The sequence below is a fragment of the Pseudomonas sp. MOIL14HWK12:I2 genome (assembly GCF_000510745.1).
In the GTDB taxonomy this organism is placed as follows: Bacteria; Pseudomonadota; Gammaproteobacteria; order Pseudomonadales; family Pseudomonadaceae; genus Chryseomonas; species Chryseomonas oryzihabitans.
The window spans coordinates 37,110-62,030 of sequence record NZ_AZOA01000008.1 but is presented as its reverse complement, the minus strand read 5'-3'; the positions used below and the strand labels follow the sequence as shown (position 1 = coordinate 62,030).

25 protein-coding genes are annotated in these 24,921 nt (G+C 67.0%); 10 read left to right on the top strand and 15 right to left on the bottom strand.

The features are described from left to right. Positions 1-55: 55 nt before the first annotated feature. The 3 genes from PSK12I2_RS0105355 to PSK12I2_RS0105345 form a co-directional block, all read right to left on the bottom strand. Positions 56-1,045 (bottom strand): DctP family TRAP transporter solute-binding subunit, encoded by a 990-nt coding sequence (locus PSK12I2_RS0105355; RefSeq protein WP_027597596.1) that lies wholly within the window; start codon positions 1,043-1,045, stop codon positions 56-58. Positions 1,046-1,232: 187 nt separating this feature from the next. After that, positions 1,233-1,364 carry a hypothetical protein gene (locus PSK12I2_RS25190; protein WP_007162893.1) on the bottom strand — a complete coding sequence of 44 codons (132 nt, stop codon included), beginning with the start codon at positions 1,362-1,364 and terminating at the stop codon, positions 1,233-1,235. A gap of 57 nt (positions 1,365-1,421) precedes the next feature. Beyond that, positions 1,422-1,661, bottom strand: a complete 240-nt coding sequence (locus tag PSK12I2_RS0105345; protein ID WP_007162892.1) for a DUF2789 domain-containing protein — start codon at positions 1,659-1,661, stop codon at positions 1,422-1,424. 138 nt (positions 1,662-1,799) lie between these two features. Between PSK12I2_RS0105345 and cprA the strand changes: the two genes are divergently transcribed. After that, on the top strand, positions 1,800-2,951 hold the full coding sequence (gene cprA / locus PSK12I2_RS0105340) for a cationic peptide resistance protein CprA (RefSeq protein WP_037007239.1): 1,152 nt from the start codon (positions 1,800-1,802) through the stop codon (positions 2,949-2,951). A 43-nt stretch (positions 2,952-2,994) separates the two neighbouring features. Here the strand turns inward: cprA and PSK12I2_RS0105335 are convergent, their stop codons facing one another. Next, positions 2,995-3,933, bottom strand: coding sequence for a bestrophin family protein (locus PSK12I2_RS0105335; protein WP_027597594.1), 939 nt, complete (start codon positions 3,931-3,933; stop codon positions 2,995-2,997). A gap of 283 nt (positions 3,934-4,216) precedes the next feature. On the opposite strand from PSK12I2_RS0105335, the gene PSK12I2_RS0105330 reads away from it, so the two are divergent. Next, positions 4,217-4,855 carry a DsbA family protein gene (locus PSK12I2_RS0105330; RefSeq protein ID WP_027597593.1) on the top strand — a complete coding sequence of 213 codons (639 nt, stop codon included), beginning with the start codon at positions 4,217-4,219 and terminating at the stop codon, positions 4,853-4,855. Here the strand turns inward: PSK12I2_RS0105330 and def are convergent. Further along, positions 4,852-5,391 carry a peptide deformylase gene (gene def / locus PSK12I2_RS0105325; RefSeq protein WP_027597592.1) on the bottom strand — a complete coding sequence of 180 codons (540 nt, stop codon included), beginning with the start codon at positions 5,389-5,391 and terminating at the stop codon, positions 4,852-4,854. The two genes, PSK12I2_RS0105330 and def, sit on opposite strands and share 4 nt — an antisense overlap. Before the next feature lie 59 nt (positions 5,392-5,450). Between def and PSK12I2_RS0105320 the strand changes: the two genes are divergently transcribed. Further along, positions 5,451-6,641, top strand: coding sequence for a serine hydrolase (locus PSK12I2_RS0105320; protein WP_027597591.1), 1,191 nt, complete (start codon positions 5,451-5,453; stop codon positions 6,639-6,641). Here PSK12I2_RS0105320 and PSK12I2_RS23720 read toward each other — a convergent pair. The 8 genes from PSK12I2_RS23720 to PSK12I2_RS0105280 all read right to left on the bottom strand — a co-directional run bounded on the left by PSK12I2_RS23720 (position 6,629) and on the right by PSK12I2_RS0105280 (position 15,867). Next, on the bottom strand, positions 6,629-7,483 hold the full coding sequence (locus tag PSK12I2_RS23720; RefSeq protein ID WP_051398686.1) for a hypothetical protein: 855 nt from the start codon (positions 7,481-7,483) through the stop codon (positions 6,629-6,631). The two genes, PSK12I2_RS0105320 and PSK12I2_RS23720, sit on opposite strands and share 13 nt — an antisense overlap. Before the next feature lie 3 nt (positions 7,484-7,486). Continuing rightward, on the bottom strand, positions 7,487-8,389 hold the full coding sequence (locus PSK12I2_RS0105310; RefSeq protein WP_027597590.1) for a response regulator: 903 nt from the start codon (positions 8,387-8,389) through the stop codon (positions 7,487-7,489). Positions 8,390-8,456: 67 nt separating this feature from the next. Beyond that, a complete protein-coding gene (locus tag PSK12I2_RS23715; protein WP_051398685.1) occupies positions 8,457-10,316 on the bottom strand; it encodes a M48 family metallopeptidase in 1,860 nt (619 codons plus the stop codon). Positions 10,317-10,320: 4 nt separating this feature from the next. Further along, positions 10,321-10,908 carry a LemA family protein gene (locus PSK12I2_RS0105300; protein WP_007162885.1) on the bottom strand — a complete coding sequence of 196 codons (588 nt, stop codon included), beginning with the start codon at positions 10,906-10,908 and terminating at the stop codon, positions 10,321-10,323. A 123-nt stretch (positions 10,909-11,031) separates the two neighbouring features. After that, positions 11,032-11,640 (bottom strand): hypothetical protein, encoded by a 609-nt coding sequence (locus PSK12I2_RS0105295; protein ID WP_027597589.1) that lies wholly within the window; start codon positions 11,638-11,640, stop codon positions 11,032-11,034. Positions 11,641-12,024: 384 nt separating this feature from the next. Then, positions 12,025-14,664 (bottom strand): aminopeptidase N, encoded by a 2,640-nt coding sequence (gene pepN, locus PSK12I2_RS0105290; protein ID WP_027597588.1) that lies wholly within the window; start codon positions 14,662-14,664, stop codon positions 12,025-12,027. 11 nt (positions 14,665-14,675) lie between these two features. Then, positions 14,676-15,518, bottom strand: coding sequence for a DUF2797 domain-containing protein (locus tag PSK12I2_RS0105285; RefSeq protein ID WP_027597587.1), 843 nt, complete (start codon positions 15,516-15,518; stop codon positions 14,676-14,678). Between the two features lie 85 nt (positions 15,519-15,603). Then, positions 15,604-15,867 (bottom strand): YeaC family protein, encoded by a 264-nt coding sequence (locus PSK12I2_RS0105280; protein ID WP_007162881.1) that lies wholly within the window; start codon positions 15,865-15,867, stop codon positions 15,604-15,606. A gap of 393 nt (positions 15,868-16,260) precedes the next feature. Between PSK12I2_RS0105280 and pdeM the strand changes: the two genes are divergently transcribed. Further along, entirely contained in the window at positions 16,261-16,920 is a 660-nt protein-coding gene (pdeM, locus tag PSK12I2_RS0105275) for a ligase-associated DNA damage response endonuclease PdeM (protein ID WP_027597586.1), read from the top strand. Positions 16,921-16,938: 18 nt separating this feature from the next. Here the strand turns inward: pdeM and PSK12I2_RS0105270 are convergent, their stop codons facing one another. Both PSK12I2_RS0105270 and PSK12I2_RS0105265 read right to left on the bottom strand, forming a co-directional pair. Beyond that, positions 16,939-17,163, bottom strand: a complete 225-nt coding sequence (locus PSK12I2_RS0105270; protein WP_027597585.1) for a hypothetical protein — start codon at positions 17,161-17,163, stop codon at positions 16,939-16,941. 67 nt (positions 17,164-17,230) lie between these two features. Continuing rightward, positions 17,231-18,112 carry a polyprenyl synthetase family protein gene (locus tag PSK12I2_RS0105265; protein WP_027597584.1) on the bottom strand — a complete coding sequence of 294 codons (882 nt, stop codon included), beginning with the start codon at positions 18,110-18,112 and terminating at the stop codon, positions 17,231-17,233. Positions 18,113-18,247: 135 nt separating this feature from the next. Between PSK12I2_RS0105265 and fni the strand changes: the two genes are divergently transcribed. From fni to PSK12I2_RS0105235, 6 genes are all read left to right on the top strand, one after another. Beyond that, positions 18,248-19,297: a type 2 isopentenyl-diphosphate Delta-isomerase gene (gene fni, locus PSK12I2_RS0105260; protein ID WP_027597583.1), complete on the top strand. Its 1,050-nt coding sequence runs from the start codon at positions 18,248-18,250 to the stop codon at positions 19,295-19,297. Continuing rightward, positions 19,297-20,592, top strand: a complete 1,296-nt coding sequence (locus PSK12I2_RS0105255; RefSeq protein ID WP_027597582.1) for a glycosyltransferase — start codon at positions 19,297-19,299, stop codon at positions 20,590-20,592. The genes fni and PSK12I2_RS0105255 overlap by 1 nt, the downstream gene beginning before the upstream one ends. Next, entirely contained in the window at positions 20,555-21,748 is a 1,194-nt protein-coding gene (crtY, locus tag PSK12I2_RS0105250; protein ID WP_115946145.1) for a lycopene beta-cyclase CrtY, read from the top strand. Before PSK12I2_RS0105255 ends, crtY begins: the two co-directional genes overlap by 38 nt. Beyond that, a complete protein-coding gene (locus tag PSK12I2_RS0105245; RefSeq protein WP_007162874.1) occupies positions 21,745-23,241 on the top strand; it encodes a phytoene desaturase in 1,497 nt (498 codons plus the stop codon). The genes crtY and PSK12I2_RS0105245 overlap by 4 nt, the downstream gene beginning before the upstream one ends. Before the next feature lie 2 nt (positions 23,242-23,243). Next, on the top strand, positions 23,244-24,179 hold the full coding sequence (locus PSK12I2_RS0105240; RefSeq protein ID WP_027597580.1) for a phytoene/squalene synthase family protein: 936 nt from the start codon (positions 23,244-23,246) through the stop codon (positions 24,177-24,179). A 187-nt stretch (positions 24,180-24,366) separates the two neighbouring features. Continuing rightward, positions 24,367-24,885 (top strand): gluconate 2-dehydrogenase subunit 3 family protein, encoded by a 519-nt coding sequence (locus tag PSK12I2_RS0105235; protein ID WP_256203950.1) that lies wholly within the window; start codon positions 24,367-24,369, stop codon positions 24,883-24,885. Positions 24,886-24,921: the final 36 nt, after the last annotated feature.

The following is a 24,921-nucleotide window of genomic DNA, read 5'->3' as shown; positions in this document are numbered from 1 at the left end:
TCGGGATGACGCCGTGCCAGTTTGCCGCAAATCCGGGGTGGACGCCCGTGCAATCTCAGCGCCGATTGGCCGCCTCGGCGGCGCGCAGGACATCGCTGCCCACTTCGCTTTCGTACCCCTTGATCAGGGGCGCCACCGCCGCGCGCCAGGCCTCGCGCTCGGCAGCCGTCGGCACCAGGATCTTGCTGGTATTGGCCGCCACCACCCGCTCGCGTGCCTTGGCATTGATCGTTTCGGCATCGCGATTCACCGACTGGGACACCTCGTCGAGGATGGCCTCCAGCTCGCTGCGGATTTCGAAGGGCAGCCCGTTCCAGAAGGTGGTGTTGGTGATGAGCATGTAGGTGAGGAAGCTGTGGTTGTCCTCGACGATGTAGGGCTGCACGGTATTGATCTTCTGCCCCAGCAGGTTCGACCAGGGGTTTTCCGCGCCCTGGACCTTACCGGTGCGCAGGGCGTCGTAGACCTGGGCGAAGGGCAGCTTGACCGCCTGGGCGCCGAGCTGCTGGTAGTAGGCCGCCAGCACATCGGAGGACTCGACGCGGAAGCTCAGGCCCCTGAGGTCGGCGGGAACGTGGATTTCCCGGGTGGCCGAGAGTTGCCGGCCACCGTTGTTCCAATAGGCAAGCCCGGTGATGCCATGGGGGACCAGGCTGCCCAGCAGCTCGCGACTCTTGTCGCGGCGCTGAAAGCGCTTGACCGCCTCGATATTGTCGAACAGGAAGGGCAGATCGTAGACCTTAAGCGGCTTGGCCAGGGCATTGAGCTTGGAAACCGAGGGTGCCAGCAGCTGGACCCTGTTGCTGCGCAGCGCCTCCAGTTCGTCGGCATCGCCCACCAGGCTGGAGTTGGGATAGACCTCGATCTTGACCTTGCCCGCCAGGCGTTCCTGCACCAGCTTCTGCAACTGCAGGGCACCGCGCCCCTTGGGCGTGTCGTCCGTCACCACATGGGCGAACTTGATGACGATGGGTTCGGCCACGGCGAAGGGCATGGCCAAAGCGATAAGCGAGCCGGCCAGGGTGGCGAAAAAGGTCTTGATCATGAGATTCCCTGCGTTGAACGATCCATCGGATCGCCTGCGCGACCCCGGTCGCGATGCGTGCGCGACGCGATTACCTTAGCAGCCGCGGCGGGAAAGGCTGGTCAGCGGAGGAAAACGGCACGACGAAAGTGCAGGAAAGCCGGATCAGGGGTAGGAACAGCGCCGTCGAAACGGCGCCAAGAATCCATCAGGGCGAGATGGGATCGCTCGCGGGAAAGGTTTCCTCGACGGATTCGTCGAGTTGCTCTTCGCTGACCTCGTCCTCGTCATCGGCGACGGGCGGATCGTTGGGCTGCTGCTGGGCATGGACGGCGTTCATGGCAAATCTCCGGACACGAGAGGTGTGGCAGGGCTGGAGACCTCCAGCCCTACAGCATTAGTCATGACTATGCAGACGGACGTTCAGCTCGTCGACGATCGGCGCCCAGTCGGCGTCGCCCATGATTTCGTCCTTGAGAAAGGCCTTTTGCGCCGGCGACCAGAAGTCGGCCTCGGACACCTTGACCTCGTCGGGCAGTGGCGAATGACTGGCGATGAAGTCGTCGATGGCAGCCGGATCGGAGTCCAGGCCCAGTTGTTCGAAGAGGGTCGTCAGATCGTGAACGGGAAGTTCCATGGGGGTCTCCAGGCGGTTATCGGTCGTTACGCTGGGCATCTAGAAAGACGCCAGCCTGGAGGGGTTCCCCGGCCTTAATAAATCCTTCAGCGTCGACCCTTAAGGTACGCCCACGTTCCGCCAACCAGGGCCTCCGCCATGTCGCTTCCCGTCTCTTCCATCCAATTCACCGCCGCGCCGCGCCGTATCCTCGTCACCGGCGCCACCGGCTTTCTCGGCGGCGCCGTCACCCTGCGCCTGCTGGAGCTGGGCCATGTCGAAGGGCTGAGATTCCTGGTCCGGGCCGCGACTCCCGCAGAAGGCCTGGAGCGCCTGCTGCAGAATCTGCGCGTGCATGACGTCGACGAGCGCCTGGCCGCCCTGCTCAGGCCCGAACAGATCCTCTGTGGCGACCTGCTGGACACCCACTGGATCGACGCCGCCAAGCCGCTCCTGCAGACGCTGGACGAGGTCATCAACTGCGCGGCGGTCGCCTCCTTCTCGCGCAATCCGAAGATCTGGCCAGTCAACGTCGAAGGCACCTTCGCCCTGGCCGAGGCCTGCGCCCAGTCGCGGCGGCTGAAGCGCTTCCTGCACGTCAGCACCGCCATGGCCTGCGGTCCGCAGCGCCAGTCACCGGTCGCCGAGACCTGGGACTTCCCCGAGCCGGAGCAGCAACTGGTGGACTACACCGCCTCCAAGGCGGCCATCGAACTCAAGCTGCGCAACGAGTTGCCGCTGCTGCCGCTGGTGGTGGCACGCCCTTCCATCGTGGTGGGTCACCGTCGTTCCGGCTGCAAGGCGTCAGGCAGCATCTTCTGGGTGTTCCGCATGGGTTTCGCCCTGGAGCGCTTCACCTGTGGCCTGGACGAGCAGATCGATGTCATTCCGGTGGACTACTGCGCCGAAGCCCTGGTGGAACTGGCCCTCAAGCCGAAGCTGAACTACAGCCTGTATCACATCTCGGCGGGCAATGCCGGCGCCTGCACCTTTGGTGAAATCGACGAGGCCTATGCCGGCGCCATGGGCGATGCCCCGGTGGGCGAGCGCTATCGCCAGGTGGACAGCGCCGATCTCAAGGAACTGGCGGCCGACTTCAACGAACGCATCGGCCCGGCGAATCCGCGGCTGGTGCTGCGGGCGCTCAAGCTGTACGGCGGCTTCGCCGATCTGAACTACCTGTTCGACAACCAGCGTCTGCTGGACGAAGGCATCGCCGCCCCGCCGCGCTTCACCGACTACCTGGATGTCTGCGTGCATTCCTCGCGCGACATCAGCATCCCGGCGCAGATGCAGTGGGACTTCAAGTAAGGCCCATGCCCGGGGCTGGCGATGGCCAGCCACCGGGCGCCGCTCAGACGGAATCCTTCTCCGGCGAGCTCAACCGCGAATCCCGCACGATCTCGCTGACCGAGGCGTAACCCCCGCGGGCATCGCGCAGCATGGTGCGCAGGTTGCCTTCGATGGTATTGCAGATGGTGCCCATGGTGATCTGGTGCCGACTGCGCTGGAAGGGACTCTGCAGATCGGTCCCGACCTTTTCCAGCGCCAGGAACATGAAGCCCACCACGGTGGAGGCCAGCGGCGTGTACCACTCCAGGCTTTCCACCAGGCCGATGGGCATCAACACGCAGAACAGGAAGACGAACAACCGCGGGAAGTTGACATAGGGATAGGGCAAGGGCGTGTTGGCGATGCGCTCCATGCCGCCCTGCCAGTTGGACATGTCGACGAAGGTGGCTTCCAGGCGCTCCAGGCGGATGCTGTCCAGGCGACCGGCGCGGTACTCCAGGGCGATCAGGCTGGAAGAGCCGCTGAGGATGGCGTTGGCGAAGTTGTTGGTCTCCTTGCGCATCGCCCACTCCTCCTTGCCCAGGTAGGTGCGGACTTCCTTGGGCAGCGGGTCGCCGCTGAGCTGGCAGGCCAGGCAGCGGACGTAGGCGAGATGGCGCTCGATGAGTACCGTCTTGATGGCGTTGAAATGCTCGTCGCCATCGTCGATGAGCGTCAGCGCCTGCCGGGCGAAGCTGCGCGAGCTGTTGACCATGCCGCCCCAGAGGGTGCGCGCTTCCCACCAGCGCTGATAGGCACTGGTATTGCGAAAGCTGGTCAGCACGATCAGCGCCGAGCCGATCAGGGTCAGGGGGATGTTGGGCAGCTGCGCCCGTTGGTCGACGAAGATCATGTAGTCGACGGTGACGGCGATGTCCCACAGCAGCAGCCAGAAAACCGACCAGCCGACGTAGCTGAAGGTTTGCCGAAGGAATGTCAGTTTGCGTTCGAAAAAACCCAAGGTGATAGTCCTTAGCGCGTGAAAGAAAGGATGCAGCCATAGGAACCTGGGGTCGGGGACAGGTTCAAGGCAAGCGTCTAGAGCGCGGATCGCCACCCATTTCACGCAATTGGCCGGTGGCCATTCCGTTTCCGGATATGAAGAGGACGTCGGTTGCTGGCTGCCAACCTGTGGCTCGCAACCCGTACTTGGAGGCCCTATCGGCCGTGGATATCGGCACGTTCACCGAACATCCGCTTTCGGGTGCGGTCCGACAGACACCATGCCCTTCCGGAGCACTGCCATGACCGCCACCCCGCGCGTTCGTCTGGATGTCTGGAGCGATTACGTCTGTCCCTTCTGCTACCTGGAGCTGCCCCAGCTGGCGCGTCTGCAGGAAGAATTCGGCGACCAGCTGGCCATCGAGTGGCATGCCTTCGAATTGCGTCCCGAGCCCACGCCCACCCTCGACCCTGCCGGTGACTACCTGCGCCGGACCTGGGATCGCGCCGTCTATCCCATGGCGGCGGAATACGGCATGGTGCTGCGGCTGCCGCCCGTGCAACCCCGCAGTCGCCTGGCGCTGGAGGCGGCGGAATTCGCCCGCGAGCAGGATCGCTTCGACGCCTTCCACCTGGCGGTCTTCCAGGCCTTTTTCGAAGAGGGTCGGGATATCGGCGAGCTGGACGTGCTGCTCGACCTGGCGCGTCACAGCGGTCTGGACAGCGAGGCGTTGAGAGCCAGCCTGGCCCGGGGCGACCATACCGATGTCGTGCTGCACGCCGAGGATCGCGCCGAAGCCCTGGGCATCACCGCGGTGCCGACGCTGCTGCTGCGCTCCGCCGGGGCGCCCGTCGAAGAGGCTCGCGCCCTGGATGGCGCGGTGCCCTTCGCCCAGTTGGCGGCGGCCGTCAGGGCGCAGCTCGAGGCCGCCGGAGCCTAGCGCTGCGCGGCCGCGGTCAACTCGGGAAACAGTACCTCGGTGAAGCCGAAGCGGGCGAAATCCTGGATGCGCGAGGGATAGAGTCGCCCGATCAGGTGATCGTATTCGTGCAGCACCACCCGTGCATGGAAGCCTTCGGCCTCCTGGTCCACCGGACGACCGTCGCCATCCACGCCCCGATAGCGGATCCGCCGCGGCCGTGGCACCTCGCCGCGCAACCCCGGGATCGACAGGCAGCCTTCCCAGCCCAGCTCCTCGCTGGCGTCCAGCACCTCGATCCGCGGATTGATCAGCACCTGCAGGGGCACCGGCGCCGCCTCGGGATAGCGGACATTGCGCTCGAAGCCGAAGACCATCAGTTGCAGGTCTTCGCCGATCTGCGGCGCCGCGAGGCCCACGCCACCCGCGGCGGCCATGGTGTCGAACATGTCCTGGATCAGCCCCTGCAGCTCGGCCGAACCGAAGCGCTCGGCCGCCACCGGCGGTGCCAACCGCAGCAGGCGGGGATCGCCCATCTTCAAAATGTCACGAATCATGCGAGGATTCCTCCTTTGGCCGGTCCAGCCGCCGGCGATTCGCCAGGAGCTTAAACCAGATGTCTTCCCTACTGCTCGCCAGCGCACTCGGCCTCGGCCTGAGTACCCCCCTTGCCCAGGCCGAGGACGCGGCCCTCGCCGCCCGCCTCGATCCGATCCTGGAGCAGGCCATCGCCCAGCAGCGCATCGTCGGCACCGTGGTCATGGTCGCCCACCAGGGCCGGATGGTGTATCGGCGCGCCGCCGGTTTCGCCGATCGCGAAGCCCGGCGGCCGATGCAGGAAGACCAGCTGTTTCGCTTCGCCTCCCTGACCAAGCCGCTGGTGGCCGTGACCGCCTTGCGGCTGGCGGACCAGGGTCGCCTGGATCTGCAGGCGCCGGTCAGTCGCTACCTGCCCTACTTCACCCCGCCTCTGGCCGATGGCACTGCGGCCACGCCGACCCTGGCGCAGCTGCTCAGCCACACCGCCGGCCTGCACTATGGCTTCGGCGAAGACCAGGACGGTCCCTATCACCGCGCCGGGGTATCCGACGGCCTGGATGACGCCCCCCTGACCCTGGAAGAAAACCTCCGACGCCTGGCGGGGGTGCCGCTGGACTTCCAGCCAGGCACCCAGTGGCGCTACTCCCTGGGGCTGGACGTGATAGGCGGCGTGCTGGCGGCCGCCACCGGGCAGCCCCTGCCGGAGGTCGTCCAGCGGGAGGTGGCCGCACCGCTGGGCCTGCACGACCTGAGCTTCCACGTCAGCGACGCCGGGCGCCTGGCCACGGCCTATCGCGACGGCTATCCGCGCCCCGAACCCATGAGCGAGCCCTATCTGCTACCCATGCCCAAGGGCGGCATTCTCTATTCACCGGCGCGTGCCCTTTCCGCGCAGGCCTTCGCCTCGGGCGGCGGCGGCATGCAGGGCAGCGCGGGCGACTATCTCGCCTTTCTGGAGGCGCTCCGCCAGGGGCGGCTGCTCCAGCCGGCCAGCCAGCGCCTGTTCACGGAAGACCAGATCCCTGAGCTGCAGCGCGACGACGCCCCGGGCTGGGGCTTTAGCCTGGGCGCGGCGGTGCTGCGCGATGCCCGGGTGGCGAAGACCCCGCAGACGCCTGGCACCCTGCAATGGGGTGGCGTCTACGGCAATGCCTGGTTCATCGACCCGGCGCGCGAGCTGAGCGTGGTCATCCTCACCAACACGGCGATCGCCGGCATGAGCGGCCCCTTCCCCGACGCCATCCGTGATGCCCTTTACCGCGACTGAGCGGCGTCCAGCCGGGCCTGCAGCGCCTGCAGCTGCTCCTGCAGCGCGGCATGCTCCTGTTGCAGGGCCTGATAGCTGTCGGTGACGGCGTCGGTATCGATGAACACCTGCTCGATGAACTCCTTTTCCACCAGGGTGCGCGACAGCTTCGCCCGCTCCTCTTCGAGACTCTCGCGCAGGGTCTCCAGCTCCTCCTGCAGGCGCCCATCCACCTCGGCCACGCCCGCCGCAGCCGGCGCCGCGGGCTGTTGCCGCAGCCGCAGCAGCTCTTCGCCGAGTCGCTGTACCTTCACCTTGAGCTGATCGCGCTCGCGGCGCACTTCCAGCAGGGTGCCCTGCACCCGATCGTGATCGAGACTGAGGCGCTGCAGCTTGGCTTCCGCGCCGCGCATCTCGCGATTCTGCACGTGCAGGTTGGTGATCAGCTTGTGCGCCCGGTCCAGCTTGGACTTGAGATCGTCCAGCTTGAATTCCAGACTCTCGCGATGGGACAGCAGGTCGTCGATATAGGGCTGGTTGGTCTTCTTCCAGTCCGGATAGTCGTCACCGCCCACCCCGTCGAGGCGGCCTACCAGATCCAGGCTGTCGCTGATGGCCTGCCCCAGGGGCTCGACATCCGCCTGCCGCGCCGCGTCGATCAGGCTGGCCGCGGTCTCGGCCTGACTGGTGAGCGGCAGCGGCTCGCCGGGCGCAGACGCCGCAGGGACCTCTGGGTCCTCGACCGCGGCCTCGGGGCGTGGAAAGAGGCGCTGCCAGAGCAGGGTCAGGACCAGGGCGATGAGCAGGACATTGGACAGGGTGACCAGCAGGAAACCCCATTCGACGAAGCGCGAGTCGGCCATCCCCTAGCTCAACAGGAAGGCGATGAAGCCGTCACCCAGCCCGGGAAAGGACAGGCTGAAATCGGCGCGACCATTGTTCTGCCGCCAGAGGCTGTAGAGCTTCTCGAAGGGCTTCTGCACCAGGTGACTGGTGCTGAGTACCAGCGGCGCACCACCCTTGCCGGCGGAGATCATGCCGCTGAGGTCGGCGAGGAAGGCGGTGGCGTTCTCGTAGATTTCCCGGCTCAGGGTCGCGCTGGCAATGGCGCTGTGGATGGCTGCCGGCGCGAGTCCGGCCAGGGAGCCACCGAGAATGCAGGCCGCGTTGAGGTCCAGCAGGCAAACGGCTTCCAGTGCCTTGCTCTGCGGATGGCCATAGATGCCGATCACATAGGGCAAGGCCAGCCGATCAACCGGAATCGGCGCCATGGGCTCTATCTGGCAGACGATGGACGAGAGGCCGAGCAACTGGCGGATGCGCTGTGGATCAGGGTTGAAACGAGTCGGGATCGGCAGGCTCTCGCGACCGGAGGATTCAATGGCCTGTTCGGCGCTGGCGCCATCCTGCAGCACGGTGAGCACCGCCTGCTGCAGGGTTTCCTGGGCGAAGGGCTTGGTCACCACGAAGGCTGCGCCATTGCGGTAGGCCGCCTCGATGTTGCGCGCCGACGACTCGGTGGTGACAAAACCCACGTGGATGTCGGCGCCCACCCGCTGACGGATCGCCTGGAGCAGTTCCAGACCGGTCATGCCGGGCATGTGCCAGTCGGTGAGCACCAGGTTGGGCGTCCAACTCTCCAGCAGCGCCACGGCTTCCTCACCGGTGGACGCCACGCGCAATTCGATATCCCTGTAACCGGTATTCGCCAGAATCCGCTTGATGATGGTCTGGACCGCTCGACTGTCGTCTACCACGAGGAACTTCATGCATCATCCTGAATTATGAACGCCACGTTATCCCTCGGCGAGCTGTCGCCGCGGGCGCCAGTGTGGATCACAGTGCAGATATCACCTGGCCAGTATCAGCCGAACGGCAACCTTTTTGCGAGAGCTTGTCATCGGCGAGTGAAAGGTATTCGTCCAGGGCGGGATACGGCAATTCGAGGACCGTACAATAGAGCCTCAGCAGCTCCAGCTCTGCGGTTTGCACCCTTTCGTCCGCCTCGATGAGACAGAGCAGGCCCTCCAGTACCAGGGTGCGCGCCGCCACGCTCAGTTGGGCGAGCTGCGCCAGGGCGCCGTCCAGCGCCGGACGCCAGGGACGCGGCGGCGCGTAGCTACAGTGCAAACCGGGAAAGGTACGGGCGACGGCGAGCAGGAAGGCCCGACGAGCGGCCTGGACGTCATCGTGGCTCTGTTCGGCGGCCACCGCATAGAAGGTAAGGACCCCGGTCCGGGCCTGCGCCAGCTTGCCCCGCCCCGACAGCCGTTGGCGACCCGGCGCCAAGCTGGCGATCAGCTGACGCTGGATGACCTGCGCCAGGCAGTAGCGGGACAACTCCAGGTCCGGCGCAGCGGCGAAGCCTGCCTTGAGATCGATCAGCAGCTGGCGCAGGACCGGCCGCGGCAGTTGGCGGATGGCTGGAAAGGTCAGTTGCGCCACCGGCAGCCGCAGAGAGGCATGCAGACTGTTCACCCAGCGCGCGCCCTCCCCGCCGCCCGCTGCCGGCGGCGTGCCGGCCAGTGCCAGCAACAGCTCCGCCGCCTGCTGCGGCTGGCGCAGCACTTCGAGCAGGGCCGGTGGAAGGGTGCGCAGGGGCGTATCGGCCAGTGCCGGTGCAACCGGCAGCGCTACGGCGGTCGGCGGCGGCGAAGCGGGCGGCGTACCCCCTGCCACATAGGCGACGCCCATGGGCAGCAAGGCTTCCGCCCGGAGGCGCTCCAGCTGCCATTCGTCGAAGTCCGGTTCCAGGAGCTGGATGCGCTCCAGCACCGGGGGATGGGTGGCGAACCAGGAGGCGCCCGAGTCGCCCAGCACCATGTGCGCGACGCTGCGCGCCCGACGGTGATAGAGCCGCCCCTGCAGCGGATGGGCGGCGATCTTCTTCAGGGCATTGGCCAGACCCTGAGGCTGGCGGGTGAACTGCACGGCGGAGGCATCCGCCAGACGCTCGCGTGAGCGCGCCGCGGCAGCCTGGATCAGGTTGGCGAAGAACAGTCCGCAGCCGCCGACCGCCAGCAGCACGGTGCCCAGCAACCAGCCCAGCAGGTGGTTGCCATCGACCCGGGTGATGGTCGAGGTGCGATCCGAGAAGAGCTCCTGTCCGAGGTCGGCGATCAGGCTGATGCCATGCAGCCAGCCCAGCAGGCGCAGATTCAGGCGCATGTCGCCGTTGAGCAGATGACTGAATTCATGGGCGACGACACCCTGCAATTCGTCCCTGTTCAAGAGCTGGAGCGCGCCGCGGGTCAGGCACAGGCTGGCATCTGCCGGTCCGTAGCCGCTGATGAAGGCATTGATGGCCGGCTCGTCCGGCAGCAGGTACAGCCGCGGCACCGGTACGCCGGCGGCCAGGGCCATCTCCGCCACCACGTTGTGCAGCTGACGGGTACGGGGGTCGGTCTGATCGTCCAATGGCACGGCGCCCAGCCGCCTGACCACAGCCTCGCCGCCCTGGCGCGCCAGTTGCCGCACCTTCCAGAAGGAAGCGCCGGCGATGATGCCGGTGAATGCCAGGCCGGTCTTGACCAGCGTCGCCCCACGCCCACCGAGGTAGTCGATCACCTCCCGCGGCAGGAACACCAGGGCCAGACCGGCGCTGGCCAGCGCCATGAGCAGCACCACCAGGGCCAGCAAGGCAAGACACAGCCGGGTGCGCCGGCGCGCCGCGGCCTGGTCGTCGAGAAAGCGCACGCGCTCAGCTCAGGCTGATGCGCGGGGTCTGGCGGGCGGCCCCGTCCGGCAAGGTCAGCGGCTGCGCCAGGCGAAAGCCGAAGCGACGGGCGAGCAGCGATCCGGGAAAGGTCTCGCAGCGATTGTTGTAGTCCATCACCGCATCGTTATGGGCCTGACGGGCATAGGCCAGGCGATTTTCCGTGGAGCTCAGCTCTTCCATCAGCTGCAGGACCGTGTCGTTGGCCTTGAGCTCCGGATAGGCCTCGCTCACGGCGAACAGCCGCCCGAGGGCGATGCCGAGTCCCTGCTCGCCCTGCTCCAGGGCGTGCAGGGCGACGGGATCCTCCGGCCGGGTCTTGGCCTGGTGCAGGCCGGACTGCGCCTGCTGGCGCGCCGTCATCACCGCCTGCAGCGTTTCGCGCTCGTGCTGCAGATAGCCCTTCACCGCTTCCACCAGATTGGGGATGAGATCGTGCCGGCGGGTGAGCTGGACATCGATCTGGGCGAAGGCGTTGCGGTAGGCGTTACGCGCCGTGACCAGAGCGTTGTAGAGGCTGATCGCGAACAGGCCGAGAGCGACCAGGGCAGCCAGCAGGAGCAGCAGTTTCATCGAATCGTCCTTGAAGGTGCTGAGAATTTCCAGTCTAGGGCGCGCGCCGCTGCGCCCGCTGCACAGCGCGACGGATGCGGCGGTTGAGGGGATGGCTGGTGAATCCGGGGGGCATACCGCGGTTCAAGACGGGGATGGCGTGCCCGGGTCGGTGGGCTGGCGTGGCGCTGCGTCCGCCTTGCGGCCGGGCTGGAGCTGCAGCAGCAGGGCATCGCGCTCCTGACGCATCTGGGCGAGGCTGGTCTGGGTCCGGGTCAGTTCCTCCTGCAGTCGCTGGGCCTGGGCCTCGGAGGCGCGCAATTCGCGATTCTGCGCGCGCAGGCCGGTCACCACCTTGTGCGCCCGCGTCAGCCGCATGACCATGTTGTCGACCTTGAGCTCCAGGGCTTCGCGGTGCGACAGCAATTCCTCGACATAGGGGTCGTCGCTTTTCTTCCACTCGGGATAGTTGGCGTCGTACACCTCTTCCGGACCCTCGTCGAAGAGGTCGACGTTGCGGTTCGCCGCCGGGGCGGGACTGGCGGGAAGTGGCGGCGGCGGAGCGTCGGCAGGCGCGCTGTCGACCACCTCGGGAGCGACCGGCACCTGCTCCTCGTTAACGCCCTCGGCCTTGGAAGCCGCGTCGCTGGCGACGTACCGCTGCCACAGCAGAAACACCACCAGGGCGATCAGCAGGATATTGCACAGGGTTATCAGGACAAATCCCCAATCCATCAGCTGTGCATGACTCATCTGCCGCTCCGTGCTTTTCCGGTGACTGGATCCAAGGCCTGTCGAGACCTCTCGCCTACCCTGTCGGCGGCGGCGCCTCGTTCTGCAGCCGATTTGAATACAGCTGGCAGCCTAAAGCATTTCTATCAGCCAAGCGGCGCCAGGGCGGAGACGAATTGTCAGGCACGGGAATGTGCGCGGTTTTTTCCGTAGGCAGCAGAGGCGCTATAGGCTAGGGCCGCGCGGGAAAATCCGGGCGAAAAAAAAGCCCGACGCTGGACGTCAGGCTTTGCAACGGTGGGCGGATGTTGGGCTTCGCTGCGCTCAACCCAACCTACGGGACGAAATAGGTTGGATTGAGACGGCTCTGTCGTCGAAGCCCAACAAGCAGCCCAGTCGGATCTCCTACGCCAGGCTCTTGCTCACCACCTCGTAGACGTCGCTGGACAACTCGCCGCTGGCCAGGATGCGCTCCAGCTCGGCGCGCATCAGCGCCTGACGCGCCGGGCCGTACTTCTTCCAGCGGGTCAGGGGCGTGAGCAGGCGCGAGGCGATCTGCGGATTGAGCCGATTGAGGGTGATGATCTGGTCGGCCAGGAAGCGATAGCCGCTGCCGTCCTCGGCGTGGAAATTGACCAGGTTGCTGTTGGCGAAGGCCCCGATCAGCGCCCGCACCTTGTTGGGGTTCTTCAGGGTGAAGACCGGATTTTCCATCAGCGCCTGGACGCGCGCCAGACCACCCGGCAGGGGGCTGGACGCCTGGACGCTGAGCCAGGTGTCCATGACCAGCGGATCGCTCTTGAACTCCTCGAAGAAGCGCGCCAGGACGTCGGCCTTTTCCTGCTCGAAACCGGAATTGACCAGGGCACTCAACGCGGCCAGGCGCTCGGTCATGTTGTCGGCGTTGTCGAACTGCTCCAGGGCGGCGTCGCGCGCCTCCGGCTCTTCCAGCAGCATCAGATAGCCGAGCGCGGCGTTCTGCAGACTGCGGCGGGCGATATGGTCGGCGCTGGCCTGGTAGGGCGTGGTGCGCGAGGCCTCGCGGGCGCTGCGATAGCGCTGCCAGAGCACGTCGCGCAGGGCTTCGGCGATGGCCCGACGCGCCTGACGACGGGCGCCGTGGATGGCCCCGGGATCGGCCTGCTCGGACAGTTCCACCAGATAGGCTTCGGACGGCAGCGAGAGCATCTCGGCGACCATGGCCGGATCGAGGGACTCGTCCGCCGCCACGGTGCGCAGGGCTTCCACCAGCCGGGTGTCCAGCGGCTCGCCGGCGATCATGCCCTGCAGCACCTGCACGGCCAGCTGCTGGCCGGCGTCCCAGCGGTTGAAGCCGTCGCTGTCGTGCTGCATGAGGAAGGTCAGCTGTTCACGGCTGTAGGGGAAGCTGAGCTTGACCGGCGCGGAGAAGCCACGCAGCAGCGACGGCAGCGGGCGCTCGGGCACGTCGACGAAGGTAAAGGTCTGCTCGGCCTGGGTGACCGACAGCACCCGGTCGGTGCCCTGGGCAGCGCCCTCGCCTTCCAGGCGCAGCGGCAGGTCGCGCCCCTGGCCATCCAGCAGACCGAGCTGGACCGGGATCACGAAGGGCTCCTTGGTCGGCTGGCCCGGGGTGGGCGGGCAGCTCTGGCTGAAGGTCAGCCGATAGGTCTGGGCCGCGGCGTCATAGCCGTCGCTGACCGCCAGGCGCGGGGTGCCGGACTGGCTGTACCAGCGCTTGAACTGGCTGAAGTCGGTGCCATTGGCGTCTTCCAGGGCCTTGATGAAGTCGTCGCAGGTCACCGCCTGACCGTCGTGGCGCTCGAAGTAGAGATCGGTGCCCTTGCGGAAGCCCTCGGCGCCCAGCAGGGTGTGCAGCATCCGCACCACCTCGGCGCCCTTCTCGTACACCGTCAGGGTGTAGAAGTTGGAAATTTCGATGAAGTGATCCGGGCGCACCGGGTGGGCCATGGGGCCGGCATCCTCGGCGAACTGGTTGGTGCGCAGGAAGGCCACGTCCTCGATGCGCTTGACCGTGGGCGAATTCATGTCGGAGCTGAAGCCGGCATCGCGGAACACGGTGAAGCCTTCCTTGAGCGACAGCTGGAACCAGTCGCGGCAGGTCACGCGATTGCCCGACCAGTTGTGGAAGTATTCGTGGGCGACGATGGCCTCGACGCGCTGATGGGCGGCGTCGGTGGCGGTGCGCGGGCTGGCCAGCACGGCGCTGGAGTTGAAGATGTTGAGGCCCTTGTTCTCCATGGCGCCCATGTTGAAGTCGTTCACCGCGACGATCATGAAGATGTCCAGATCGTATTCGCGGCCATAGACCTCCTCGTCCCAGCGCATGGACTTCTTCAGGCTGTCCATGGCGTGCTGCAGCTTGCCGATGTTCTCCGGCTCGACGTAGATGCGCAAGGCCACGTCGCGGCCACTGCCGGTACGGTAGCTGTCTTCGACGCACCAGAGGTCACCGGCGACCAGGGCGAACAGGTAGGCCGGCTTGGGGAAGGGATCTTCCCAGGTGGTCCAGTGACGGCCGCCCTCGGCTTCGCCGCTGGCCACCGGGTTGCCGTTGGAGAGCAGGATCGGGTACTTGGCCTTGTCGGCTTCCACCGTGGTGGTGAAGACGCTCATCACGTCCGGCCGATCCAGGTAGTAGGTGATCTTGCGGAAGCCTTCGGCCTCGCACTGGGTGCAGAACATGGTGCCGGAGACGTACAGGCCTTCCAGGGCGGTGTTGCTTTCCGGATGGATGCGCACCGCGGTCTTGAGCACGAAGGCTTCGCCCTGGGGCTGCAGGGTCAGGCTGCCCGCCTCGACCTGATAGTCGCCGGCGGCCAGGGCCTGGTCGTCCAGGGCCACCGCCAGCAGCTCCAGTTCCTCGCCATGCAGCACCAGCGGCGGCAGGCCCGCGCCGCGGGCCGGATTGCGCTGCAGCCGCAATTCGGCATGCACCAGGGTCTGGTCGTCGTGCAGCTCGAATCTGAGGCGGGTCTCCTCGATGAGGTACTCGGGCGCCTGGTAGTCCTTGAGATAGATGGTCTGGGGCTGGTCGGTGCGCATGGCTTACGTCCTTACATCTCTGCTGCGGAGGCGGACACGGCCAGCTGATAGGCCGTGTACTTGCGAATGTTGATCACGCCGGTATCGAACATCAGGTATTGACCCTTGATGCCCAGCAGCGTGCCTTCCACCACGGGGGTCTTTTCCAGGTCGTGGCTGACCACCTTGGTGGGATAGACCGTCACCGGATAATGGATCTCGATGGGCGCCATGTCGACCACCGGCTGGATCGCCTGCAGGCCGAAGCGGCCCTGGAGATCGTCCAGACCCTGGGCGCAGGCGTCGAAGATCCGCTCGCGCACCGCCACCAGGTCTTCCGGTGCGGCCACGCCCTTGAGCATGGCGCGCCAATTGGTGCGATCGCCCACCTGGCTGCGCAGCAGGTCTTCCACCAGGCCGGACTGCTGGCGCGTGGCGACCCTCAGGATCGGCAGCGCCTGGTAGGCGCCCTGGTCGATCCAGCGGGTGGGCAGCTGGGTGGCGCGGGTGATGCCCACCTTGAGGCCCGAGGAGTTGGCCAGGTAGACGACGTGGGGCACCATGCAATGGGCTTCGCCCCACTCCGGCTGGCGACAGGTGCCATGCTCGTAGTGGCACTTTTCGGGGCTGACGATGCAGCTGTCGCACTGGGCCAGGGCGGTGAAGCAGGGATAGCAGTAGCCCTGGCTGAAGCTCTTGCGGGTCTTGCGGCCGCAGTGGGTGCAGTGGATGGCGCCCAGGTATTCCAGGCGCAGGCGACGGCCGATCAGCGGATTGACCGGCACCTCGCGCTCGTCGAGGCGAAAGGCGTAGTTGACGGGGTCGGCCAGGGTCACGGCCATCTTGCGCAGGGCGCCACGGCCCAGTTCGGTCATCACGGTAGGAATTTCTCGATTTCCAAAAGACGCGAGGTGCCTCTTCGTCGCCGAAGGGCACCTCGTCGGGGTAAGGCGCGGACAATCAGTGGATGGCGTCGGACTTGAACAGGATGTTCTCGATGGGCACCGACTTGGAGGCGCACTCCTGGGGACCCATGTAGCCGGTCCGCTGGTCTTCGGGCAGGTGCTTGGCCTCGTAGGCGATCACCGCCTGCAGACAGAGCTCGACCTGGTCGCGACTGAGCTTGCGGCCGTCCGGCCACTTGCCGATCTCCACGGCCAGCTTGAGGCCTTCGTAGATATCGGGGGTGATGTTTTCCAGCATCTGGGCGAAGGATGTCGACATGGGTCGCTCCGGACTCTAGTGAACCGCCAGTTTACCGGGCTGCCGACGACGGTGCACCTGGCCTGGTTCAATGGGGGTCATAGGTTGTGTTTCGGCTCGCGGCCCGGCGTCGCGATAGGCTGGGTTGAGACGGCTCCATCATCGAAGCCCGGCAGGGGCGATGCCGGATTGGGCTGTTGGGCTTCGCTGCGCTCAACCCGACCTATGCGGATGCGAATCCCGTAGCGTGGAAAACGGCCTGGCCTTTTCCACTGGAGCATTCGTGTCAGGGTCGCCCTCACCCCAACCTCCTCACCCAGGGAGCGAACGCTAGCCGAGCAGGCCTACCCTGCAACAGGTCTGAACCCTGGCACCTGGCCGCCATCAGAGCAGGAAGCGCTTCCTGGAGACCCCATGCCTGCCTATCACCCTCTCATCCTCGCCGGTGTCGAGCTCTGGCTGCTCGCGGAAAAGGCCATCTATTGGCCGGCGCGCCAGGCGCTGCTGGTGGCCGACATCCATTTCGGCAAGGCGGCCGCCTTCCGGGCCCTGGGCCAGCCGGTGCCCCATGGGACCACCGCGGGCAACATCGCGCGCCTGGACAGCCTACTGGCACGCTACGGCTGTCGCGAAATCATCTTTCTCGGCGACTTCCTGCACGCCCCGGAATCCCGCGCACCCCTGACCCTGGACACCCTCGAGCGCTGGCGGGAACACCAGGCCCATCTGCGGCTACTGCTGATTCGTGGCAACCATGATCGTCGCGCCGGGGATCCACCCGCTGCCCTGGGCATCGACGTGGTGGGGGAGCCGCTGGAGCTGGACGGCCTGTCGCTGCAGCACGAACCCGATCCACACCCGCGCCTGCCGGTGCTGGCCGGCCACATCCATCCGGCGTTTCGCCTGCAGGGGCGTGGGCGCCAGGCGCTGCGCCTGCCCTGCTTCTGTCTGGAAAATGACGAGGTGCTGATCCTGCCGGCCTTTGGCGACTTCACCGGCGGGCACCTGCTGGCACCCGATCCAGCGCGGCGGATCTTCGTGGTGGGGGATGGTGGTATCTGGCCCTTGCGCTAGAGCCAGATACCCCGGCGATCAGCCTTCTTCGGTGATCCCGGTGATGGTGATGCCGTGGCGTTCCAGCAGGGCTACCGTGGGTTCGTCGTAATCCCGGGGGACTTCGCTGTCGTCGTATTCTTCCAGGGCATCGTCTCGGACGATCTGGGCGATCCGCTCCATGTCCGGTTTCTGGTCTGCGTCGGTGGTGACCACCGAGGTGTTGCCGTCAACGTTGCTGTAAGCAATTTTCCACTTCGACATCTCAGGACTCCTCAGGGGGAAACAAGGCTATCGAGAGATTAGAGGGCCGGATCCCCAGTAATTCGCCCTAACGCGGACGAAAGACGATATCCAGCAGGCCGGCCAGGGCGCCGTCGGCGCAACCAGCCTGGGCCAGAGCCTCGCGGGCCTGCTTGAGGTGACCGTGCAACTGGCGTTGCGCATGGTCGCGGCCGAGCAGGCTGACCAGGGTGGACTTGTCGCCATCCTTGCCGGCGTCCTTGCCCAGGCCCTTGCCGTCGTCCAGATCATCGAGCAACTGGAAGGCCAGGCCGAGCTGGCAGGCGAAGACGTGGAAGGCCTCGCGCTGCACGGCGGTGGTGACCAGGGTGGCACCGGCCATGGCCATGGCCGCGGAGAACAGCGCGCCGGTCTTGAGCTGGTTGGTCAGGGCGATGGCATCGGCCGGCCGTGCCTGGCGGCCGCCGTGCAGGTCATGGTACTGGCCGCAGACCAGCCCGGCGGTGCCGACCGCATCGGCCAGCTGGCAGACCATCTGGGTACGGGTTTCCGCTGGTACCCCGGCGAGGCCCGCGACCAGGCGCAGGGCGTGGCTGAGCAGGGCCACCGCAGCCAGCATGGCGACGTCCTCGCCGAACTCGACGTGCAGGGTCGGCCGCCCGCGGCGCAGGCGGGCGTCGTCCATGCAGGGCATGTCGTCGAGGAACAGCGAGGCGGCGTGCACCATTTCCACGGCGCAGCCCAGATCGAGGACGGCCTCGTCGGCCTGACCCAGGTCCTCGGCGGCCAGCACCATCAGCAGCGGACGCAGCCGCTTGCCGGGTGCCAGCACACCACTGCGAATCGCTGCGGCGACCGGATCGCTGCCGGCCGGTAACAGCTCTGCCAGACGCTCGTCGATACGGGTACGCTGCCATTGCAGCGCAGCGGCAAAATTGTCTGTCGCGTTCGGCACTAATACGGTCGCCATGAGTCGAGATACTCCATATGTGGAACCGACGAACGGTCGCACCTCGGTGGATTAGGTCTTCGCAAAGCGAACCCGTCGTCCCCTACCAGACCACAACGACCGACGAAAGGTCATTCAGGGCGGACTCTAGAAGACATGGTGGATTGGGAACTGGCAAGCCGCAAGAACGATCATCTGGACATCGTGCTGGATCCCCACAAGGCCCGCAGCGCCGTCACCACGGGCTTCGACGCCTACCGCTTCACGCACTGCGCCCTGCCCGAACTGAACCTCGACGATATCGACCTCGGCACCCGCCTGTTCGGGCGTCCCCTGGCCGCGCCGCTGCTGATCAGCTCCATGACCGGCGGCCCAGAGCGGGCCGCGCTGATCAATCGCCATCTCGCCGAAGCGGCCCAGACCCTCGGCATCGCCCTGGCGGTCGGGTCCCAACGCATCGCCCTGCAGCAGGGTGGCGACCAGGGCCTCACCGGTGAATTGCGCCGTCTGGCGCCGGACGTGCCACTGCTGGCCAACTTCGGCGCCGCGCAGCTGGTGGCCGGCTATGGCCTAGACGAAGCCCGCCGCGCGGTGGAGATGATCGAGGCGGACGCCCTGATCGTGCATCTCAACCCCCTGCAGGAAGCCGTGCAAGCCGGTGGCGATCGCCGCTGGCACGGCATTCTTCTCGCTCTGGAAAATCTGGTTACACAACTGGCCGTGCCGGTCGTCGTCAAGGAAGTCGGCGCCGGGTTGTCGGGCCGAGTCGCCAAGCAATTGGTGGAAGCTGGCGTGGCGGTACTCGATGTCGCCGGCGCCGGAGGCACCAGCTGGGCGGCGGTGGAAGCCGAACGGGCCCGTGACGACCAGCAGCGCGCCGTTGCCCGCGCCTTTGCCGACTGGGGCATCCCCACCGCCGAGAGCTTGCGCCAGGTGCGCGCTGCATGCCCCCAGGCGACGGTGATCGCCTCCGGTGGCATCCGCGATGGCATCGACGTGGCCAAGGCGATCCGTCTCGGCGCGGATCTGGCCGGCCAGGCCGCCGCGGCCCTGCCCGGCGCCACCGAATCCACCGAGGCGGTGATCGCGCATTTCCAGGTGGTGATCGAACAGTTGCGCATTGCCTGCTTCTGCACTGGCTCGGCCGATCTGGCCGGCTTGCGCCAGGCCGAGCTGCTGGACGCCGCATCGCTGCGGTGCCCATAGTGGCCGACACCCGACCGGACACCGCCATGCATGTCGCCCTGATCTCGCCGCCGCTGCCGAGCCACCTGTCCACCCACCTGGTGCTGGGTGAGGCGCTGGTCGCGCTCGGTCACCGGGTCACCCTGCTGCACCAGGTGGAGGTGGGCGATCGGGCGCTGCCGGCGGGTATTGGCTTCCAGGCGATAGGCGCGACCAGTCATCCGCGCGGTAGCCTGGCGCCGCTGCTGGCCCGTACCGCCAGCAGCAAGCCCTGGTCGGTATTCGGCGTGATCGCCGACATGGCGCGCAATACCGAACTGTTCTGCCGCGAAGGCCCGGCCGCCCTGCGTGACCTCAGGGTCGACTGCCTGATCGCCGACCAGATGGAACCGGCCGGTGGCCTGCTCGGCGATCACCTGGGCCTGCCCTATGCGTCCCTGGCCTGCGCCGTGCCGATGAATCGCGAGCTCCATCTGCCGCTGCCTACCCTGCCCTTCGCCTACCCCGCCAGCGAGCGGGAGCGGCAGATCGTCCAGGGCGCCACCCAGGTGTTCGACCTGATGATGCGCGGCCAGGGCAAGGTCATCCAGCGCCAGGCCCAGGCCTTCGGCCTTGGCGACCGCCGGACCCTCGACGACTGCTTTTCGCCCTATCTGCAGCTGAGCCAGTGCCTGCCGGGCTTCGACTTTCCGCGGAAGGCCCCGCCGCCGCATTTCCACGAGGTCGGGCCGCTGCGCTCGCCGGCGGTGCGCGAGCAACGGCTGGCGCTGGAGATCGATCCGCGCCGGCCCTTCGTCTTCGCCTCCTTCGGCACCCTGCAGGGTGGCCGTCTGCCCCTGTTCCGCCGCATCGCCCAGGCCTGTCGCCAGCTGGGCGTCCAGGTGCTGATCGCCCACTGCGGGCGTCTGGATGCCAGCGGCGAACGCCGCCTGCTCGACGACGGCGCCACCTGGGTCACCGACTTCGCGCCCCAGGAAGCGGCCATTGCCCGCGCCGATGCGGTCATCACCCACGGCGGCTTCAATACCGTGCTGGACGCCCTGGCGGCCGGCAAGCCCATGCTCGCCCTGCCCATGGTGTTCGACCAGCCGGGCATCGCCCGGCGCCTGGAGCGGGTCGGCGCCGGCATCTGCATGGCACCGCGGTTGGCCAGCAAGGCCCGCCTGACCCAGGCCCTGGGCGCCGTGCTGGCCGACCCCAGCTATCGCCAGGCGGCTGAACGCTTCGTGCCCATCGCCAGAGCGGCAGGCGGCGTCGCCACGGCCGCTCGCCTGGTGGATGGCCTGGCCCGGCGAGGACTCGAACGTGCGTCCTGACCTGCTGATCGTCGGCGGCGGCCTGGCCGGCGGCCTGCTCGCCCTGCGCCTGGCCGAAACCCGCCCGGAGCTGGACTGGCGCCTGGTGGAAGCCGGTCCGCGCCTGGGCGGCAACCACACCTGGTCCTTCCACGAGCCGGACCTCACCGCGCCGCAGCATGCCTGGATCGATCCGCTGGTCGCCCATCGCTGGCCGGGCTACGAGGTGCGCTTCCCCCAGCGCCAGCGGCAACTCGGTAGCGGCTACGCCAGCATCAGCGCCGAACGCTTCCATGAGGTATTGAGCGCGCGCCTGCCCGCCGAGCGCCTGCTGCTGGGACGCGAGGTGCTGCGCCTGCAAGACGATGGCGTGGTCTTCGCCGATGGCTACACCCTGGCCGCCGGCGCGGTGATCGACGCCCGCGGACCGCGACCCGATCCGGCGCTCTGGCTCGGCTATCAGAAATTTCTCGGCCAGGAGGTACGCCTCACGCGGCCCCATGGCCTGGCCGAACCCATCGTGATGGATGCCACCGTCGATCAGCTGGACGGCTATCGCTTCGTCTACAGCCTGCCACTGGCCCCCGACCGGCTGCTGATCGAAGACACCTACTACGCCGATGGCGAGAGCCTGCCGGTCGAGCGCCTGCGCCAGCACCTGGCCGACTATGCCGGGCAGCAGGGCTGGGAGATGGCCGAGGTGCTGCGCGAGGAACAGGGCGTGCTGCCCATCACCCTGGGCGGCGATCTGGACCGCTACTGGGACAACGTCACCGCCGGCGCCCCCATCGGCCTGGCCGCCGGGCTGTTCCATCCCACCACCGGCTATTCGCTGCCCGAAGCGGTACGCCTGGCGGAGCACCTGGCCGCCCAGCCCTTCACCTCCAGCGCCGTGCTGCGCGACGGCCTGCGGCAGTACGCCCAGGGCCGCTGGCAGGGCCAGGGCTTCTTCCGCCTGCTCAATCGCATGCTCTTTCTCGCCGGCCGCCCCGAGCACCGGGTGCGCGTCATGCAAAGGTTCTACGGCCTCGGAGAACCGCTGATCCAGCGCTTCTACGCCGGCCGCCTCACCGCCTTCGATCGGCTGCGCATCCTGTCCGGCAAACCGCCGGTACCGCTGAAACCGGCCCTGGATGCCGCGCTGGCTCGTCCTCCTCAGTTCAAGGAAGCACCATGACCCAAGGTAACGCGCCCAAGCGGGCCATCGTCATCGGCGCCGGCTTTGGCGGTATCGCCCTGGCGATCCGTCTGCAGTCGGCCGGCATCGCCACCACCCTCATCGAGGGCCGCGACAAGCCCGGCGGTCGTGCCTACGTCTACGAGGACGCGGGCTTCACCTTCGACGCCGGTCCGACCGTCATCACCGATCCCTCGGCCCTGGAGGAGCTGTTCACCCTCAGCGGTCGGCAGATGCGCGACTATGTGGAGCTGCTGCCGGTCAGCCCCTTCTACCAGCTGTGCTGGGAAGACGGCACCCGCTTCGACTACGTCAACGACCAGGCCCGGCTGGACGAGCAGATCCGCGCCCTGGAGCCGGACGACGTGGCCGGCTACCAGCGCTTCCTGGCCTATTCCCAGGCGGTATTCGAAGAAGGCTACATCCGCCTCGGCGCCAAGCCCTTCCTCAAGGTCGGCGACATGCTCGCCGCCGGTCCCAAGCTGGCCCAGCTCAGCGCCTGGCGCAGCGTCTACACCCAGGTGTCGCGCTTCGTGAAGAGCGAGAAGCTGCGCCAGACGCTGTCCTTCCATACCCTGCTGGTGGGCGGCAACCCCTTCGCCACCTCCTCGATCTATGCGCTGATCCATGCGCTGGAGCGCAAGTGGGGCGTCTGGTTCGCCAAGGGCGGTACCCACCAGCTGGTACTCGGCCTGCTGAAGCTCTTTACCGACCTCGGCGGCGAGGTGCGGCTGAACGCGCCGGTGGAGCGCATCCTCACCGAAGGCAATCGGGCCACCGGCGTCTGCCTGGCCGATGGCAGCCAGCTCGCGGCCGATCTGGTGGCTTCCAACGCCGATGTGGTGCATACCTATCGCAAGCTGCTTGGCCACCACACCCATGGCGTGGTCGAGGGCAATCGCCTCAAGCGCAAGAGACACAGCATGTCGCTGTTCGTCATCCATTTCGGCCTGAGCCAGCCGCCGGTGGGTCTCGAACACCACATGGTCTGCTTCGGCCAGCGCTATCGCGGCCTGATCGACGAACTGTTCAAGGGCCCGGGCGTGCCGGACGACTTCTCGCTCTACCTGCACTCGCCCTGCGTCACCGATCCGTCGCTGGCACCGCCCGGCCACAGTTCCCACTACGTGCTGGCGCCGGTACCGCACCTGGGCAATGCCGACGTCGACTGGAGCGTGGAAGGCCCGCTCCTGAGAGACAAGATCTTCGCCTACCTGGAAGAGCGCTACATGCCTGGCCTGAGGGCCAACCTGGTCACCTCGCGCATCTTCACCCCGGCCGATTTCCGCCAGGAGCTCAATGCCCATGTCGGCTCGGCCTTCTCCCTGGAGCCCATCCTCACCCAGAGCGCCTGGTTCCGGCCGCACAATCGCGATAGTGTCATTCCCAACCTCTACCTGGTCGGCGCGGGCACCCATCCCGGGGCCGGCGTTCCGGGCGTGGTCGGCTCGGCCAAGGCCACCGCCAGCGTCATCCTCGAGGAGCACGGTTAGCCATGCCAGCCACCCCTGACGTCGTCGACCACGCCGAACAGAGCATCGCCGTCGGTTCCAAGAGCTTTGCCGCGGCTGCCAAGCTGTTCGCCCCCGAAACCCGCGAGAGCGCCGTGCTGCTCTATGCCTGGTGTCGCCACTGCGACGACGTCATCGATGGCCAGGAACTGGGCCATGGCCAGGTCGACGGCGATCGCCGCGCCGGGGGGGAACGCCTGGCCGAGCTGGAACGCCTGACCCGCGCCGCCTACGGCGATGAGCCGCTGCAGGATCCGGCCTTCGCCGCCTTCCAGCGGGTGGTCAGGCGCCACGGCATTCCCCTGGCCCTGCCGCTGGATCACCTGGCCGGCTTTCGCATGGACGTCGAGGAGCGCGTCTATGTGGAACTGGAAGACACCCTGGAGTACTGCTATCACGTCGCCGGGGTGGTCGGGGTGATGATGGCGCGCATCATGGGCGCCGAAGACGAGGAAACCCTGGATCGTGCCTGCGACCTGGGCATGGCCTTCCAGCTCACCAACATCGCCCGCGACATCGTCGAGGACGCCCGCATCGGCCGCGTCTATCTGCCGCGGCTATGGCTCGACGAACTCGGGGTGCCGGCGGACGAACTGGCCGCGCCGCGCCATCGCGAAGCCGTCGCCCAGCTGGCCGAGCGTCTGGTGCGCCTGGCCGAGCCCTACTACGACTCGGCACGCCAGGGCCTGGCCGCCCTGCCCCTGCGTTCGGCCTGGGCCATCGCCACCGCCCGCGGCGTCTATCGCGAGATCGGCGTGCAGGTGCTGCACCTGGGCGCCCAGGCCTGGGATCAGCGGGTCAGCACCAGCACCGCCGACAAGCTGCGCCTGGTCTGCCGCGGCGCCGCCCGCGCCATGCTGTCCCGCCACCAGCGCGACGAGCCACGCGCGAGCGAGCTCTGGACCCGGCCGCGGCGATGACGCCCGCGATCGCGCTTCGGTCACATTTGTGCGCATCTTGGGGCTGCCCACCTGCAAACTTTTATGCGATAAACGGGTCGGATTAAAGCGACCCCTGGTGGGCCGCGGATGGATGGATGCCTGAGCCAGAGCGCTGCATCCGGTAGTCAGCCTACGAGTATGGGATTTGCACATGCACAAGACGGAAATGGCTGTTTCACACGATCGCTTCGCTGCCTCCTCGTCACTACTTGCCCTTGGCCTTTCCGCTAACGCGCAGTCCGGTTACAAGCCCGAATTCTTCAACGCCACCCAGTGGCGTACCCTGGTCGCCCTCTGCGCTCACCTGCAGGCCGACAGCGAGCAGGCCGATGCCCGGCTGCCCGAGTTCATCGATCGCCACATGCTGACCCCCTACGCTCACGGCGATCGCTCCAATATCGTCGATCCCTTCGACGAGCAGGCCCAGGTCCAGCAGGGCGCCAACCTGCGCGATCTGCTGCGTGACGGTCTGGCCGTGGTGGACAGCTATTGCACTGAGCGTCTGGGTGCCGGTTTCGCCGAATTGGCAGCCGGTGAACAGGCCCAGGTGGTCACCGCCGCCGAAGCGGGTACCCTGAATCCGCCGGCCAAGGAATTCATCGACCTGCTGCGCAACGAAAGCGAACGCAGTCAGTACGCCCACTCTCTGTTCGCCGCCTACGACGACACCCCTGCCGTCGCCTGACCCCGCTTAGCGCCTCCTCGGAGGCGCTCCCCTCTC

What these genes read in the sequence shown, in the direction of transcription:
- PSK12I2_RS0105355 (WP_027597596.1), bottom strand. Translation starts at nt 1,045, where the DNA reads ATGATCAAGACCTTTTTCGCCACCCTGGCCGGCTCGCTTATCGCTTTG.
- PSK12I2_RS25190 (WP_007162893.1), bottom strand. Translation starts at nt 1,364, where the DNA reads ATGAACGCCGTCCATGCCCAGCAGCAGCCCAACGATCCGCCCGTCGCC.
- PSK12I2_RS0105345 (WP_007162892.1), bottom strand. Translation starts at nt 1,661, where the DNA reads ATGGAACTTCCCGTTCACGATCTGACGACCCTCTTCGAACAACTGGGC.
- cprA (WP_037007239.1), top strand. Translation starts at nt 1,800, where the DNA reads ATGTCGCTTCCCGTCTCTTCCATCCAATTCACCGCCGCGCCGCGCCGT.
- PSK12I2_RS0105330 (WP_027597593.1), top strand. Translation starts at nt 4,217, where the DNA reads ATGACCGCCACCCCGCGCGTTCGTCTGGATGTCTGGAGCGATTACGTC.
- def (WP_027597592.1), bottom strand. Translation starts at nt 5,391, where the DNA reads ATGATTCGTGACATTTTGAAGATGGGCGATCCCCGCCTGCTGCGGTTG.
- PSK12I2_RS0105320 (WP_027597591.1), top strand. Translation starts at nt 5,451, where the DNA reads ATGTCTTCCCTACTGCTCGCCAGCGCACTCGGCCTCGGCCTGAGTACC.
- PSK12I2_RS23720 (WP_051398686.1), bottom strand. Translation starts at nt 7,483, where the DNA reads ATGGCCGACTCGCGCTTCGTCGAATGGGGTTTCCTGCTGGTCACCCTG.
- PSK12I2_RS0105310 (WP_027597590.1), bottom strand. Translation starts at nt 8,389, where the DNA reads ATGAAGTTCCTCGTGGTAGACGACAGTCGAGCGGTCCAGACCATCATC.
- PSK12I2_RS0105300 (WP_007162885.1), bottom strand. Translation starts at nt 10,908, where the DNA reads ATGAAACTGCTGCTCCTGCTGGCTGCCCTGGTCGCTCTCGGCCTGTTC.
- PSK12I2_RS0105295 (WP_027597589.1), bottom strand. Translation starts at nt 11,640, where the DNA reads ATGAGTCATGCACAGCTGATGGATTGGGGATTTGTCCTGATAACCCTG.
- pepN (WP_027597588.1), bottom strand. Translation starts at nt 14,664, where the DNA reads ATGCGCACCGACCAGCCCCAGACCATCTATCTCAAGGACTACCAGGCG.
- PSK12I2_RS0105285 (WP_027597587.1), bottom strand. Translation starts at nt 15,518, where the DNA reads ATGACCGAACTGGGCCGTGGCGCCCTGCGCAAGATGGCCGTGACCCTG.
- PSK12I2_RS0105280 (WP_007162881.1), bottom strand. Translation starts at nt 15,867, where the DNA reads ATGTCGACATCCTTCGCCCAGATGCTGGAAAACATCACCCCCGATATC.
- pdeM (WP_027597586.1), top strand. Translation starts at nt 16,261, where the DNA reads ATGCCTGCCTATCACCCTCTCATCCTCGCCGGTGTCGAGCTCTGGCTG.
- PSK12I2_RS0105270 (WP_027597585.1), bottom strand. Translation starts at nt 17,163, where the DNA reads ATGTCGAAGTGGAAAATTGCTTACAGCAACGTTGACGGCAACACCTCG.
- PSK12I2_RS0105265 (WP_027597584.1), bottom strand. Translation starts at nt 18,112, where the DNA reads ATGGCGACCGTATTAGTGCCGAACGCGACAGACAATTTTGCCGCTGCG.
- fni (WP_027597583.1), top strand. Translation starts at nt 18,248, where the DNA reads ATGGTGGATTGGGAACTGGCAAGCCGCAAGAACGATCATCTGGACATC.
- crtY (WP_115946145.1), top strand. Translation starts at nt 20,555, where the DNA reads ATGGCCTGGCCCGGCGAGGACTCGAACGTGCGTCCTGACCTGCTGATC.
- PSK12I2_RS0105245 (WP_007162874.1), top strand. Translation starts at nt 21,745, where the DNA reads ATGACCCAAGGTAACGCGCCCAAGCGGGCCATCGTCATCGGCGCCGGC.
- PSK12I2_RS0105240 (WP_027597580.1), top strand. Translation starts at nt 23,244, where the DNA reads ATGCCAGCCACCCCTGACGTCGTCGACCACGCCGAACAGAGCATCGCC.
- PSK12I2_RS0105235 (WP_256203950.1), top strand. Translation starts at nt 24,367, where the DNA reads ATGGCTGTTTCACACGATCGCTTCGCTGCCTCCTCGTCACTACTTGCC.